The 14,444-nt window shown below is 64.3% G+C and carries 11 protein-coding genes; 6 read left to right on the top strand and 5 right to left on the bottom strand.

The window, feature by feature from the left end; all coding sequences use genetic code 11:
- Positions 1 to 386: 386 nt before the first annotated feature.
- Positions 387 to 1,337, bottom strand: a complete 951-nt coding sequence (locus AC5RUK_RS13590) for an alpha/beta hydrolase (protein ID WP_494152658.1) — start codon at positions 1,335 to 1,337, stop codon at positions 387 to 389.
- A 721-nt stretch (positions 1,338 to 2,058) separates the two neighbouring features.
- Between AC5RUK_RS13590 and AC5RUK_RS13585 the strand changes: the two genes are divergently transcribed.
- Positions 2,059 to 2,685 carry a hypothetical protein gene (locus tag AC5RUK_RS13585; protein ID WP_494152487.1) on the top strand — a complete coding sequence of 209 codons (627 nt, stop codon included), beginning with the start codon at positions 2,059 to 2,061 and terminating at the stop codon, positions 2,683 to 2,685.
- Positions 2,686 to 3,292: 607 nt separating this feature from the next.
- A complete protein-coding gene (locus tag AC5RUK_RS13580) occupies positions 3,293 to 5,416 on the top strand; it encodes a calcineurin-like phosphoesterase C-terminal domain-containing protein (protein WP_494152486.1) in 2,124 nt (707 codons plus the stop codon).
- Positions 5,417 to 5,618: 202 nt separating this feature from the next.
- Here AC5RUK_RS13580 and AC5RUK_RS13575 read toward each other — a convergent pair whose 3' ends face one another.
- The 4 genes from AC5RUK_RS13575 to AC5RUK_RS13560 are packed head-to-tail and all read right to left on the bottom strand — an operon-like array spanning position 5,619 to position 9,840.
- Positions 5,619 to 6,722: a zinc-binding dehydrogenase gene (locus AC5RUK_RS13575; RefSeq protein ID WP_494152485.1), complete on the bottom strand. Its 1,104-nt coding sequence runs from the start codon at positions 6,720 to 6,722 to the stop codon at positions 5,619 to 5,621.
- A complete protein-coding gene (locus AC5RUK_RS13570; RefSeq protein ID WP_494152484.1) occupies positions 6,719 to 7,741 on the bottom strand; it encodes a Gfo/Idh/MocA family protein in 1,023 nt (340 codons plus the stop codon). The genes AC5RUK_RS13575 and AC5RUK_RS13570 overlap by 4 nt, the downstream gene beginning before the upstream one ends.
- Positions 7,738 to 8,835, bottom strand: coding sequence for a glycosyltransferase (locus AC5RUK_RS13565; protein WP_494152483.1), 1,098 nt, complete (start codon positions 8,833 to 8,835; stop codon positions 7,738 to 7,740). Before AC5RUK_RS13565 ends, AC5RUK_RS13570 begins: the two co-directional genes overlap by 4 nt.
- A gap of 33 nt (positions 8,836 to 8,868) precedes the next feature.
- On the bottom strand, positions 8,869 to 9,840 hold the full coding sequence (locus AC5RUK_RS13560) for a glucosyl-3-phosphoglycerate synthase (RefSeq protein ID WP_494152482.1): 972 nt from the start codon (positions 9,838 to 9,840) through the stop codon (positions 8,869 to 8,871).
- 212 nt (positions 9,841 to 10,052) lie between these two features.
- Between AC5RUK_RS13560 and AC5RUK_RS13555 the strand changes: the two genes are divergently transcribed.
- The 4 genes from AC5RUK_RS13555 (at position 10,053) to AC5RUK_RS13540 (ending at position 14,095) form a co-directional block, all read left to right on the top strand.
- Entirely contained in the window at positions 10,053 to 10,751 is a 699-nt protein-coding gene (locus AC5RUK_RS13555; RefSeq protein ID WP_494152481.1) for a histidine phosphatase family protein, read from the top strand.
- Between the two features lie 558 nt (positions 10,752 to 11,309).
- Positions 11,310 to 11,855 carry a hypothetical protein gene (locus tag AC5RUK_RS13550; RefSeq protein ID WP_494152480.1) on the top strand — a complete coding sequence of 182 codons (546 nt, stop codon included), beginning with the start codon at positions 11,310 to 11,312 and terminating at the stop codon, positions 11,853 to 11,855.
- Between the two features lie 388 nt (positions 11,856 to 12,243).
- Positions 12,244 to 12,972 carry a hypothetical protein gene (locus tag AC5RUK_RS13545; RefSeq protein ID WP_494152479.1) on the top strand — a complete coding sequence of 243 codons (729 nt, stop codon included), beginning with the start codon at positions 12,244 to 12,246 and terminating at the stop codon, positions 12,970 to 12,972.
- Positions 12,973 to 13,438: 466 nt separating this feature from the next.
- Positions 13,439 to 14,095, top strand: a complete 657-nt coding sequence (locus AC5RUK_RS13540; protein ID WP_494152478.1) for a 4a-hydroxytetrahydrobiopterin dehydratase — start codon at positions 13,439 to 13,441, stop codon at positions 14,093 to 14,095.
- The last annotated feature ends 349 nt before the right edge of the window (positions 14,096 to 14,444 follow it).

The following is a 14,444-nucleotide window of genomic DNA, read 5'->3' as shown; positions in this document are numbered from 1 at the left end:
ACATTCATTAAGGAGATGCGTCAAGAGTTTGTGAATATGTCTTCGTTCTGGTTCAGCACAGGCTCCCTGACCGAATAGTCACTCGGCATGGGCCTAACTCGGGCTTCGATCGGCGGAGTGGTGTAGAAAGCCCAGCCGATAGCATGTCCGGAGCGGTGTCGGCGCGACCGGAGGATAGCGACACCCCGATATCAGCTGAGAATGCTCCTGCGTTAAGCGGCCTGCCGCGACAATGCAGCTATTCCTTCCAGCCCAACCTTCGGTGCGGCAGAGCACGGCGGCTCATATCCCCCCGGCGGGCAGGTGCAATAGAACGCGGCACAGGTTAGCTGCCGCGAGCTCGAGGAACCCAACGCCGTCACTCTGGGAAGGCCCGTCGGCCGTGGTCATCGCTGCGGAAGCGGAGAGGCAGGATTATCGCTCCAGAATCCGGCCTGTACGGGGAGCAGGTGGCGGGCAAACCAATCTGCTGCAGCAGAACTTGCCACGTCAAAATAGGAGGAGTACACGGAGTAGTGGTCTCCAGAGACCAGAAGCAGCTGTTTCGGGTGATGCGCCCTCTGATAGGCCTCCTGCTGGAGATTTGTTGGGGTCACCGTGTCCGAATCCGCAACGATCATCAGGAGCGGGGTGGGCGCGATCCGTTCGACGAAAGCGCCGGGTTCGTAGCCGCGCGATAGTTCCAGTGAGCGGACCGTCACCGAGTTGCGCCAGTTCTCGCAGACCTGTCCCTGCCCCCACATGTACTCATAGGAGTCTCGGCCCGGGTAAGCGACGGCTGCAGCCGGTTCCGGACTGACCATCGGGATGGCAGCAGCATCCGCTCCGGCAAACCGGGCCTCGCGTTCTTCCTCGAACCAGCGCTGTTGGTGGAGCAAGTCCTTGCTCGACAACTTCTGCCGCGCCGCGCGCCAGCCGCTGATCGTGGGCACCTGTGCCACGACGCAGCGAACCCGTCGGTCCAATGCAGCAACCACGAGAGCGTGACCGCCGCTGTAACTGCTCCCCCATACGCCGATGCTTCCACCGTCCACATCCGGCCGGGAACGAACGTAGCTGATAGCCGCTCTGAAGTCCTCCACCTGCCGGTGCGGATCTATCTCCTGACGTGGCTCGCCGTCACTGGCTCCGAGATTGCGGAAATCGAAGGTCAAGGCAGCGAAGCCACGGGCGACAAACGCGGCCGCATAGTCCTCCAGGTCACCGCCCGCGACCATGCCCCAGCCGTGCCCAAGGACGATCACCGGCCAGGGTTTGCTCACACGGACAGGCGCGTAGTAGGTCCCTCGGACCGTACAGCCCTCTACATCAAATGCGACCTTCTCCCCCGCTTGCACGGCCTGATCCTGACTTACCCCTGGATATGCCACAATCACCACTCCCTAATAAGTTCGACAAATTTCTGCAAAGTGATAGGCCGCTGGCCAAGACGAGCCCAAATAACCTACTTGTCCAGCAGACCCCTTGACGTTGCCGCGGAGGTGGGCCATGGCCCGGTTTGGAATGGGCAGAGCACCTGCTCGCCCGCCTCTTTCCGCCTCCCTCAGAGCTGTTGAAGGGTGACCGTCGCTGCATTGCTTATTTAGCGTTAACTCAAGTATTGATCAAGGGTACAAAGCATTAGGAACATGATCAAGAAACGCCTGCAATTGTCGTTGGACGACGCACGGGGTTGAACCGTGGAGGCCGGTCCATGGCCGTGGAGCATCGGGCTTAGGGCACCCCCGACGCTGAAGGACACGGCCGGACTCACCTCCAACAGGACCTCGAGCGTTTTGAGCGTCGCGTGACCGCTTTACGTGGAAGTGCGCAGAAACTCATAGGACTTTGCGATCCAAGGCGGCCCCTCGTGACACTCCGATCTTTTGTGATCTCCCAGTGAGTGCCGGACGCAAGACACAGCTTAGGTTCCCGGCGGAATCATGGCTTCCGGCAGTGTCCCCACTACGATCAGGTTGGCGGTCCGGCCCAACAACAAGCGGGTCACTTTGGGCTGCGGGTAAAGGAGCCCTATCCGACCCGCCAGTCGCCCTGTGGGATAACCTCCGCGGGCTCAAGGTGACGCCGTCGAACGGCGTCCACCCAGCTGACCAACATTTGCTTTATCAGGGAGAGTTCTTTTACTTAGCCAAGACCTTGGCGGTCGCGGATCAAACGTCCGCTCGGTACGTAGCGCCGATTGATGCCGACTTTGCGCTGCTGAAGGCTTATGCCACGGCGAACCTGCCACAGCTTCGAGGGTTGGAAAAACATCCAGAGAGGGTGTTGTCAGAGGTCATGCGTCTGACCCTGCCAAATATGGAGTTCGATCCCAAGACAACAGTCAGTCTCAGAGAAGACGAGGAAAGCTTCGCAAGCTGGAGGCACTCACTGCGCAAGCTGGCACGCGATGGCCAAGAGGATGACGACGACACTCCGGCACAGCGTGTCGAAGATGAGTTGGTTCCGCGAATTCACGAGATCAGGAAGAGTCTGAGCGGGAGCCAACGCATCAAAAACCTCATTCCTGACGGCATAGAAGTATCCCTGACGATCGGCATTGGCATCCTCGGAGCAGCCTCTGCGGGTCCCGCTGGAGCTGTCATCGGCGCATTACCGGGCGCAGCCGCCTGGGCATACAACGCCCTTAAGAAGCCCGACATCAATCGCAACGAAACTGTCCTTGCAAGGCTCATACAGAAGTAATTCTTGTCGTGTCAATCGGCTATCCCGCAGGTCCTGCCTGCTTTCCAAGCAGAGTCTGCCACGGCAACGCTTTGCGAACTGGCAGGCCCTAGACGCCGATAACAGCGCATATGTTCGTTGGGGTATCCCCAGGGCGGCATTCTCCGCGTGCACGAACGAGCCACTCTTGCGCGGCGGAACGGGACCGCAGCCACGAGTGTGACGGGATTCGGTGGTAAGACACTGCACAGGGATGGTTGTTAGTTGGCGGGCAACTCGTCCAGGCGGCGGTGAGCTTGTCTTCCCCAGGGCCGACGGCCACGTACGGCCGGGCCCGGCGGGTGACCCGGGTGTGGGCCTCAGCTGTGCAGCGGCGGAACGATCAGGTACGGAACACAGCCGTGCGAGACAGGACCGCACAGGCCAATGACGGCGGTACAGGAACAAAAGGGCGAAAGCGGTGCTGCGAGGTCTAATTATCCGCCCCGGTGCCGACGAGGCGCCTGCGCAGGCCAGGCTTTGCCGCCCGTTCACCCGGTCGTGGCGGAACAGGGACCAGCCCGTCATACGGAAGCCCTAGCTTGAGGGATTGCTTCCAACAGCAATCATCCTGGCGAAAGGATTCTGAATGTCTTCCCCTGTCTCCCGGCGTCGTCGTGCCCTGACGGGCGGCACCGCACTGGCCCTGCTGGCACCGCTGGCGTTTTTCGGCGTGCAGATCGCTTCGGCGGATCCGCCGAAGCACTCCGGCGCGCAGGGCAGCCCGCCGGCCCATGCCCCCGCCAAGGGTCACGGGGACAAGCCCGTCGATGACGGGGTGGACCCCACGGCGTACGTCGGCGGTCCCGAAGTCGTCGCCGAGGGCGAGGCCGGGGAGGATGTCCTAGATGGTGTGGTCTTCGATGACACCAACCAGAACTCGGTCCGGGATAAGGGCGAGAAGGGCATCCCGGGGGTGGCGGTGTCCAACGGCCGCGAGGTGGTCCAGACCGATGCCAAGGGCCGCTACGAGCTGCCGGCGAAGGACAAGGACACCTTCTTCGTCACCAAGCCCGCCGGCTGGGACACCCCGGTCGATGAGAACAACATCGCGCAGTTCTCCTACACCCACGCCCCCAAGGGCACCGCCGAGCAGGAGTTGCGCTTCGACGGCCTGAAGCCCACCGGGGAACTGCCCGCCGCGGTGCACTTCCCGCTGACCAGGAATCCATCCTCGGCCGGCGAGGACATTCGGTGCCTGGTGCTGGCCGATCCGCAGACCTACTCCAACCAGGAGATCTCCCATGCGCGCAACGGTGCCCTGCGCGAAGCAGCGGCCTATGATGCCGCCGACTGCGGCGCCCTGTTGCTGGGCGATATCGCCGGCGATGACCTGGGCATGTACGACCGGGCGAAGGAGGCCCTGGGCCTGATGGGCATGCCCGTGCGCGCGATCCCCGGCAACCACGACCTGGACTTCGACGCCACGGACGCCAAGTGGTCGTTCGATACCTACCGGCAGCACTGGGGACCGGAGAACTACTCCTACGACGTCGGCGAGGTACACGTGCTGGCGCTGAACAACGTCAAATACCCGTGCACGCCCGAGGACGACAACGCCGACGGCAAGCGGCCGGCCTGCGAGGACCCGGCCGCCGCCCCGGCGTACAACGGCCGCCTCGGGGAAGATACCCTGGCCTGGATCAAAAAGGATCTGGCCACCGTGCCCAAGGACAAGCGCGTCGTGGTCGCCACGCACATCCCGCTGGTGTCCCACTCCGGCGCGGACAGCGCCCAGCACCAGACCGACGACGTCCGCACACTCTACGAACTCCTCGAAGGACGCGAGGCATTGTCCCTGTCCGGTCATTCGCACTGGGTCGAGTCGATGGCCGAGGGGGATTCCCTCGGGGCGTGGGAGGAGGCCGTGGGGGTGAAGGCCGTGCCGTTCGACCACATCGTCGCCGGCGCCGTGTCGGGAGACTGGTACGCCGGGGACTACGACGTCGACGGCCAGCCGATGAGCTTCCAGGGCGACGGCGCGCTGCCGGGCTTCTGGACCTTCGACTTCTCCGGCACGGACTACCGGCACGCCTTCCATGCCACCGGCCGGGACGGCGACCAGATGGGCCTGGGCCTGAGCTCCCCGCACTACCGCCACTGGGCGCAGGCCCTGATCGACTGGCGCGACGAGCACCCCGTCACCTGGGAGAACAAGCACAAGGACGCGGTGCCCCCGCTCACCCTGGGAGATCTCGGGGATCAGAACATGATCACCCGCGACGACCTTGACGGAGGCACCTACCTGACCGCCAACGTCTGGGCCGGCACCACCGACTCCGCCGTCACCGTCTCGATCGACGGTGCCGAACCCGTCACCGCGGAGATCACCCAGCCCGCGGCGGGCGAAGAGGTCCGGCGCGGCGTCGAGTGGTCCGACCCGTCCGCGCTGATCCGCCAGCTCACCAGCGCCCGGATGTCCTATCAGTCGACCTCGGGGAACCCGGAGGCCCAGGGCCTGCACCTGTACAACGGCCAGGTCTACGGACCCTCCGCACCGCGGCCGGTGGAAGGCAACCTCGCCGATGGGTCCCCGCACCTGTGGCGCATCCCGCTGTCGGCCGACCTCGAGAACGGCATGCACCTGGCCGAGGTGGTCTGGACCGACCGCTATGGCAACGGACACACCGAGACCCTCGCCTTCGAGGTCGTCGACGAACGGCCACAGCAGAGCTTCCGGCTGGACACCTTCGGCGAGGACGTCGTGTGGTGATCCAAGGCCGCTAATCAACCTCAAGTCGAGCCCGAAAGCGTCCCCGGCGTTCAGCCGGGGACGCTTTCCGTTTTTAACATCATCTTGATGCGGCGAGCGCCCGCACCGGTTTCGCCGGTTTGTTCCGTCCCGCCGGAGCCTTGGATCCCCTGCCCGGTTAAATGCCGCTTGGGCTAATCCTGCGGGTGCCTGCCAGCCGTGCTCACAGGAACGCGGGGGCTACGGCGAAGACGGCGGTCAGGACGTGCCGTCGGCGGCGGGAGACGTCGTGCATCAGCAGCGGCGCGTCGTCGTAGGGTACGACGTCGGAGATCAGGTGCTTGCGGATCGTGTCACCGTGGGTGCCGAGCAGCTTGATGGTTTCGGCCGAGAGCCGCGCCCGGTCCCACTGTCCCGTGAGTCCGCGCGGCACCCTGCCGATCTGCGCGCAGCGCAGGTTGAGCCCGTTGTGGTGGAATTCCTCGCCCAGCCGCACCGCGTCGGCCCCGCTGGTGTAGAAGGCCAGGTCGATGATGCTTCCCTGCGGGCGGGCCGCGCGGAGGGCGGCGTGGAGCGCTTCGGGGCGACCCCGGCATTGGAAGACGACGTCGGCGCCACGGTCCCCGGGATTGTGGCGCCATCGTGTTTTCAGGATTTTGCCGGGGTCGTCATTCAGGTCCAGGGGCAGGAAGCCCAGCTCTTCGGCCAGCTGCCGGCGGCGGGGGTCGGAGTCAGCGACGGCGACTTCGCGCGCGCCGAGAGACCGGGCGAACAGGGCGGTGACCAGCCCGATGGGCCCGGCGCCGGTGACGAGCACCAGCCGGCCGTCCACGCCGTCACCCAACGCGCGGACCAGGCCGCCGGTTTCATCTGCCGCCGCGTGCAGCAGGCCGTTGGCACAGATGGGCCCGAAGTGTGCGACGAAGACGCCCAGCAGCGGGTCAAGGTCGTCGGGCAGCGGCACCAGATGCTCGCGCAGCGGGTCGGCCACATGCGCGGTGGCGTGGCCATAGGCGGTGGCGAGGATGTCGCCTTCGGCGAAGGCCGGGGTGCGGGATTGGGCGACCCGGGCGACTTCCATGTAGCCCAGCCGGCGGATCGGATAGGCGGCCTCGGCCGAGTCCTGCAGGAACAGGCCGAGCTCGTGATCCAGGCGGGACCGCAACCCGGGGTGGTCGCCCTTGACGAAGGCCAGTTCCGTGCCGGCCGACAGGCCGGTGACGAGGGTTTCGAGCAGCAGCCCGCCGTCGGGGACTTCGGGCAGCTGCTCCTCGACGATTTCCAGGGCTCCTGCCGCGGGAATGACGAGGTTGCGCCGGTTCCTCATGGCGCTGCCCCTGCCGTGGCCGGTCGCTCTTCGGGCAGCTTCACCGGCAGCCCCGTGCGGGCCGATTCGGCAATGGCACAGCCGAGCCGGTGGCTGCGCAGGGCCTCGGCATAGGGTGCGCGGGTGCTTTCCCGTTCGCCGCGGACTGCTTGGATGAATTCCCGGTCGACCGCGATGCGGGGGTCCTCGGCGCAGCCCAAGTCGGTGCGCGACGTGCCGTCGAAGCTGCTCAGGCCGGCTTCGGACAGCTCCAAATACAGGCCTCGGCTCACGATGTGCAGAGCGGCGCGGTGTTTGGCGGCCAGCACGGAGGTCGCCGCCAGCGTGGCCACGGTCCCGCTGGCAAAGCGGACGGTGGCCGCGGTGGCGTCGTCGACGTCGTCCGGCTCCGGCCCCGGCCCCGATCCGTCGCCCGGCGGATGCACGGTCTCCGTCCCGCGCACCCCGGCGGCGTAAACCTCGACGGCTTCGCCGAGCAGGAAGCGCGCGGTGTCCAGGACGTGGGTGAGCTGCTCGACCACCTGACCGCCGGAGCGGTCCATGCGCCCCCACCAGGGGACCGGCGGCCGCTTGTCCAGCCAGTAGCCGTTGGCCAGCAGGGCCGGGGCCTCCTCGAGCAGACCGCGGGCATGTCCGACGGCGTCCATGCAGCGCCAGTGGTAGCCGGTGCCGGTGACGACGCCGGCCGCTTCCACGAGCGCTCCAATTTCCTCCGCGATTTCCCGGCCCAGGCCGACCGGCTTTTCCACGAACAGCGGCAGTCCCCTGGAAAGAGCGGCTCGTTCACCGGGCCCGTGCGCGAACGGCGGAACGCACACGTAGACCGCGTCCACTTCCGTGTGGTCGAGGGCCGTCTCGGGATTAGTGAAGGCCGGGGCGTCCACTTCACGCCCCAGCTTCTCCGCCGCAGCCGCATGCGCGTCGGTGACGCTGGTGATCCGGGCGCCGAGCTCCTGCAGGACGCCGACGTGCCGCCGCCCAACGGAGCCGGCCCCGATCAGGGCTACTTTCACCCTCATATGGCCTCCTGGATAAGTTGGTCGTACAGGCGCAGGTAACTGGCAGCCATCGCCTCGGGTGTCCACGCCGCTGCCGCGTCGATGCAGTCCTGCGGGCGGATATCGTCCAGTTCCTGCAGGAACCGGGCCATTTCGTGCTCATCGACGGCGAGGAAACCGGTACGGCCGTGGTCCACCAGCGAGGGCAAAACTCCCAGCGGTGTCCCCACCACGGGGATGCCGCGTGAGAGGGCTTCCACTACCCCGGTGGCTCCGGGTTCGGCCCACCGGTTGGGGGCCAGCAGCACCCGGGCCGAGCGCAGGACGCGCTCCTTCGCTTCGCCTTCGACCCCGCCGATCCAGCGGTATCGGCCGCCGTCGAGCAGCGGCCGGACCTCATCCCGGAAGTATTTGGCATCCGGGTGGGAGGCCAGCTGCGGGTCCCCTTCGGCCAGCCGGCGGTCCAGCTCTGCCGGGTCGTTGATTCCGGCGACGGGGCCGGCGAGTACCAGCGGCAGGCCGGCTAGGCGGCAGATCCTGAGTGCCGTGTCCTGCCCCTTGTCGCGGGTAATACGGGCCAACACCAGGGCGTGCCCGGCTCTCTCTGCGTGCACGTCCAGGGCGGGCGGAGCGGCCAGCGGGACGACGCCGATCGTCTGGTGCTGCAGCGCTACTGGTGCGCGCTCCAGCTGGGACTGCGAGACCGCGGCGAACCGGATGCGGCCGCGGCCGTTGAAGGACGAATAGAACGCGCTGTGCTTGGCCAGATCCCAGTGGAGGGTCTGCAACACCGGCGGAGCAGCCGGTCCCATGGCGGCAAACACCGCCGGTCCCACCACCTCAAGGTGGTCGTGCACCACGTCCCAGGCGCCGCCGTCGTACATGGCCTGCACAACGCCCTGCATATGCGCGTGGGCGATACCCGAGACCTGGTTATAGGGCAGGGCGATCGAAGCGAACTGGGGTTCATTGAGCGGGCACAGATAGGCATCGGCCTCGATCGTGCTCGGACCCACCGTGGCGAGGGTGACATGCACCCCGGCGCGGCGCAGCTCGGGAATCAGGGTGGCGATGACCGTTTCGATGCCTCCGTACCCGCGCGGCGGAACAGGCAACCAAGGGCCGGCGTTGATGAGGACCCGCACGGCTTAGGCCACGTGCCCGGTCGCGATCCGGTACTGGCCAATGTCCAGCATCGCCGGACGTTCGGACACTTCAACAGTGGAGGTTTCCCCGACGTAGTCCTCCCCCTCGCGCATGAACTGAGTCAGCTCGACGGCGGGAGGGGCAGCCGGGGCCAAGCCACGGCGGTGCAGTCGCGCCTGCACGGTGAGCTGGATCTGCAGGGCCATCCGGGCCAGCTCAGCGTCGGTGGAGTTCCGGTGGCAGCGCTCGCCCAAGTCCACCTGGGCCATCCCGTCCAGGCCCACGGCTTCCAGCACGTCAATCAGCATGCCGGTTTCCACCCCGTAGCCGGAGACGAAGGGTATGCGTTCGAGCAGGCTGCGCCGGCCGGCGTATTCGCCGGCCAGCGGTTGGACGATCCCGGCCAGTTCGGGCCAGAACAGGTTCAGCAGGGGGCGTGCCACCAGTTCCGTGACCCGGCCTCCGCCCGCGGGCATGATTTTGACGCCGTCGTCGAGCGGCCGGTCATAGTAGCTCTTGACGAAGTGGGTCCGGGGATCGGCCAGCAGTGGGCCGATCAGTCCGACGGCGAACTGTGCATCGAACCGGCGCAGGTCCGAATCCATGAACACCAGAAGGTCGCCGCTGGAGACGGCCAGGGATTTCCATAAGGCTTCGCCCTTGCCCGGAGTGCATCCGGTGCCGGGCAGAATCAGGTCCTGGTGGGCAACCTTTGCGCCGGCGGCCGCGGCCACGGCGGAGGTGTCGTCCGTGGAGTTGGAATCGATCACGATGATCTCGTCCAAAAGCGGTACCGCCTCGACAAGTTCGGTGCGCAAAGCGGTCACGATCGACCCGACCGTCGCCGACTCGTTCTTGGCCGGAAGTACCACGCTGATCCGCTGGCCGTCCTTGCCTTCCACGAGTTCGTGCCGGTCGAAGCTTTTGCCTTGATAGTTTCTGCCGGAGAACCACTCCAGAACGTCTGCCCGCATTCCGGCTTCCTCTCATCGAGCGCCGGTTCATCCCCCAAGACCGGCTGTCGGTAGGATCAAGTCGAAGCCTACGGGTCCGGATCCTGCTCTGTGAATAGTTTCCGCGAGATTGGCAGGGAGGGGCGGCCCCAAGAAAGGGCGGCGGTTATCGTTGCAGACGGATCGGAACGTCTGCGCGAGGCGGCGGCCGTCGGCGGCAGTGAGGAGAATTGATGCAGCAGCAGGTCCCAGCCGGCGGCCACGTCCATCGGCCCCGCCTGGTGCTGTGGCGGCACGGCCAGACCGAGTGGAACGTCTTGGAAAAAGCCCAGGGCCATGCCGACATCCCGCTCGATGCGACCGGTCGTGTCCAGGCCAAGCAGGCTGCCAGGCTGTTGGCAACGTTCCAACCCGATTTCATCTGGTCAAGTGACCTGGAACGTGCCCGCCACACTGCTGCAGAGCTGGCCGCGTTAACCGGGCTGGAACCGGTGCTGGACAAGCGGCTGCGCGAGTACGATGTGGGCATCCGGCAAGGCACCACGTTCGCGGAGTTCCGGCAACAGCATCCCAGCATCTACGAGAAGTTCTTCCGTGAGGAGAACTACCGGGTTCCCGGAGCCGAGCTGCCCTCCGAAGTAAACGGGCGGATGAAGTCGGTCATGCAGGACGCCGCCGCACAGCTGGGCCGTGGCGGCACGGGCGTCCTGGTGGGACACGGTGCCGCGCTCCGAAGCGGGCTGTTGGCCTTCTTCGACGCGCCGGCCCACATGCGCGAGATGTTTGCCGGCATGGCAAACTGCGCCTGGACGGTGCTGGAAAAGCACCCGGACCGCGGGTGGCAGGTCATCGACTACAACGCCCAAACCCTGCCCGATCCCTCCTCAGCCTTGGCGGACGAAATGCCCGCCGAACACGATGACCGGGCGTAGGATCCAGCCGGCTAATCCCGAAGTTGAGACGAGGCGTCCATAGATCCAGCGCAGCGTCAGGCCCTGGGAGTGCGACTATGGCGGCGAGTGGTGGTGGCATCGCGAAAGACTGCACCTACCCGGGTTCGGCGGACAAACCACGGCCACGGCATCTCAGCCCTGTAGCCGCTGTAAGTGGACTGGGCGCAGCAGGTATCAGCGCGAAAAGCTATTCCTCACTGCGGAACCGCACAATCCGGGCGTGTCTGCGCACCTTCCGATTGATGAGAATTGTTGTGGAACCGACGATTAGGCCTCCCGTGACGAGGATGAGCGGCCCCAGCCATCCCCACAATTGGTACATCATCCACAACAAGATCAGGTACCAGGCAATCCATAGGGTGCGTTTGGTCCGCTTGCTCATGGCTCATCGTATGGCAGGACTCTTTCCTTGCACCCCTCGGGACGAATGAGCTCTGAAAGCAAGACCAGCCCTCATATCTGGAGTGCGAGGAACAAAGGCACCGCCTGAGGCCTAACTGCAACCTTGTTCAAGGCTGTTTATGCTCGGATACCGGTATGCGAGGTCGCGTCGAACTCATTGCGCTGGCCCTTTGGGGCGGCTATTGGCTTCTCTTCGTGGCCCTCATCCTTTACCTCTGGATTGAAAGATCAAACCCTTGGCCTATCATCGGGGCTCTGATTGGTGCGGCGTTGGCCCTGCTCCTGAACCTCGGACTTAGAAGGCGTCGAACTCAGAGGTTGCAGATTCGGGACCAGTTTGAGGGTTATCTCCGGGCCTCGGCGGAGGTTCTTCCGCGGCCGGAGAGTAAGTGGCAGTTCGGCCTGGCCACTCCGGCCTTTGGAAGGTTAGTTTTCCAGCCGCGCTGGAAGAATTCACGTCACGACTATGGGGACGTGGTCATTCTGGCCGTCACCGGCATCGGTCAGGTCAGAGAGCCTACAGTCTTTGACGCGGTCTTCCGGATGCGAGCCCGCACCTGGGTACTTGAGCTTGACACCAATTCCGGCCCGGTAGAACTGGCCGGCCCCTTCAAGGACCTCCACAACACCGCACACATCATCAACGGGTCCCACCCTTCCACCGACCAGGCGACGGCCTGATGAACGTTGTCCCCCAACAACTATCCAGCTCTCATCCCGGCCAGAAGGGGTGGTCCAGATAACCGGATTAGGACTAGATAACACGGCGCCCGTCCTTCTGCGCCAACACGAGCTGGTCAGCACGGTGATGAAAACGACGAGCAGAACGACCTGACCAATGACCGAAACCCATATCCACCGCGCCCTTGGACGAAGGAAGGTCCGGATGAAATTCCCGACCCCGAGCAAGCCGATTGCCACCCACATCGTTGGTCCCGGCTTCCCTATGGACGGGGTGAATGCTGGAACAAGCTTTTTACAAGAGGACCAGTGAAGGATACGCCCTATGCCGCGCATCATGCCGGCACGTCCACGGCCGGTGACCGGCGAACCGAGGGAGACGGTAAGAATGGCACGCACAACCGGGGTTTACGCAGTGCTCCTGTCCACAATGCTGATGCTCACAGCCTGCGGAGGTGAAGCAGCCCCGGAAGGGACCGCCGAGCCGGCCGCCCCTACCGCCCAATCGCCGCAGACCACCTCGGCGGCCAGAACGTACACCAACGACGACCTCAAGGAAGTGATCGCGGGTCTAAAAGACGCGCAGGGCCAACAACTTTCAGTCGTTCCGGCAGCCCAAATCGATCAGGGACTCGCGGCCGCGAAGGAACTGCTGGCGAACGCGACGATCACCCCTAAAGCCTGTTCCATGTTCGCGACCGAACAGACCCAGATACCCGACGGCAGCACCTACGCCGCGGGAGCCAGCCAATCGGTCGAAGAAAAGTCCCAGACCGTCATCACCCTCGTCTCCGTCAAAGACGCGCAAGTCGTCGCCGACCAGCACGAACAAGCACAAGAATCCATGCAGCAGTGCGCCGACTTCGAAATCGAAGCGGAAGGACAGAAAATCAGCAGCAAGATCACCCCACTGGACGTGACCACAGACGGTGAGCAGTCCCTCGGCTCCATCACCACCCAGAAGTTGCCGAACGGGCAAAGCCAGAAGGTCATGTCCGTAGCCGGAACGCGAGGGACCCTCGCGGCAACCGCCGTGAAAATCGGCCTCGACATCGAGGAAAAAGCACAGGACGAACTCATCAAGCTCGTCAACGACGCCCTGGCCCAAAGCGAGTAACCAACGAGGTGCCTAAAGGACAACATGACCTTGGAAGAGTCACCGACGGCTTATCCCCAAAGAGTTACGGGATCCCTACCAGACCCAAAGTACGCAATATAGCCCCGATCCCGGGTTTGTCTCCTGCGGTCGGAACGAGGCAAGCGCAATGACCAATCCAACGAAACAGGCGCTGAGGCTTCTAGGAAAGGTATCGCATGACCCACCAGACTCCAGAACCGAATCAAGACCCAGGTTCCGCCTCCCTAGTAACGTACCCCATGCCTCATCAGCAACAGCTGAACCCGGTCGCTCGTTGGGGATAGCCGCGTTCATCTTGGCATGAATCACCATAACTACGGGCTCCGGATATCGTTACACACAGCATTCCCGGTGACCGAGCTCCCGGATTGGAGAGCGCGCCCCCGGGCATCCAAGATACTTTGGAAGGTTTCAAGCTCTAACTCGAAACCTAGAGGAGAAAGTTATGCAAGCAAGAGATGTTCTGAACCAGGAGCAGATTCAAGCAAATCTGCTCCAGTTGCCGGATTGGCGCTACGGTTTGGGTGCTTTGCGGACCGCAATTAGATGCGAATCATCCGCAACTGCCTTGGACTTGCTTTCCACTATTGGTCAGCTGGCACAGGAATCCGACCACCACCCTGATGTGGACTGGCGCTACGACACATTGTTCGTCACGCTAACTTCGCATGACGCCGGAGACAGGGTGACGGCGCGTGACGTAACGCTGGCCCGTTCAATATCGAAGCAGGCCCAAGCCACTGGCGTCACGCCCCTCCCGGAACTCCTGCGTACGGTGGAGATAGCCATAGACACAGATGCCCCGGAAGCCATCTCGGAAGTCTGGCGAACTGCACTGGGCTACAAGATGCATGAAGACGGAAGCCTGACCGATCCCTATGGCAGGGGTCCGGCCGTTTGGTTTCAGGACTCCCAGAGTCCCAACGTGAATCGTTTTCACGTGGATGTCACCGTCCCCTTCAGCGAAAGCGCCTCGACTCTGGATGCCCTGGTAAGCGTTGGTGCAACACTCGATGATGAACATGCGCCCATGTGGGTAGTTGCCACTGATGCCCAAGGCAACCGGCTATGCATCAGTACTGAAGCCGGACGCGGCGACTAGACGGGGTAAATGCACTGCCACGGCCAGGGTCCGCAGCCTGACCTGGCCGCACCGGCAGCAGCCAGCCCCGCCGCAGATCGCCCGGCTGCTGGGACCGCAGCAAGAAGCCCGGACCGATGACGGTCCGGGCTTCGTTGTTTCCTGTCAGCCGCAGTCGCCGCCGCCGCCTCCGGCATCTCCTCCATAGGCAGTGGCTCCAAAAGCTCCCGTGCTGGCGGCATCCGTGTTCACGGGAGCCCGGGCACTCTTTACTGGCCGGCGGTCAGCGCGGGCACCCAAAACCACCCAGGCAATACACGCCGCACAAAGGATTGCAATGATGATGGCGAATTCCATGCCGGTCTCCTGT

Source organism: Arthrobacter sp. Y3223065 (assembly GCF_059090885.1).
The sequence above is the reverse complement of the archived record's forward strand: the minus strand, read 5'-3'. Positions and strand labels throughout refer to the sequence as shown.

What these genes read in the sequence shown, in the direction of transcription:
- AC5RUK_RS13545 (WP_494152479.1), top strand. Translation starts at nt 12,244, where the DNA reads ATGGCACGCACAACCGGGGTTTACGCAGTGCTCCTGTCCACAATGCTG.
- AC5RUK_RS13550 (WP_494152480.1), top strand. Translation starts at nt 11,310, where the DNA reads ATGCGAGGTCGCGTCGAACTCATTGCGCTGGCCCTTTGGGGCGGCTAT.
- AC5RUK_RS13560 (WP_494152482.1), bottom strand. Translation starts at nt 9,840, where the DNA reads ATGCGGGCAGACGTTCTGGAGTGGTTCTCCGGCAGAAACTATCAAGGC.
- AC5RUK_RS13575 (WP_494152485.1), bottom strand. Translation starts at nt 6,722, where the DNA reads ATGAGGAACCGGCGCAACCTCGTCATTCCCGCGGCAGGAGCCCTGGAA.
- AC5RUK_RS13580 (WP_494152486.1), top strand. Translation starts at nt 3,293, where the DNA reads ATGTCTTCCCCTGTCTCCCGGCGTCGTCGTGCCCTGACGGGCGGCACC.
- AC5RUK_RS13540 (WP_494152478.1), top strand. Translation starts at nt 13,439, where the DNA reads ATGCAAGCAAGAGATGTTCTGAACCAGGAGCAGATTCAAGCAAATCTG.
- AC5RUK_RS13555 (WP_494152481.1), top strand. Translation starts at nt 10,053, where the DNA reads ATGCAGCAGCAGGTCCCAGCCGGCGGCCACGTCCATCGGCCCCGCCTG.
- AC5RUK_RS13570 (WP_494152484.1), bottom strand. Translation starts at nt 7,741, where the DNA reads ATGAGGGTGAAAGTAGCCCTGATCGGGGCCGGCTCCGTTGGGCGGCGG.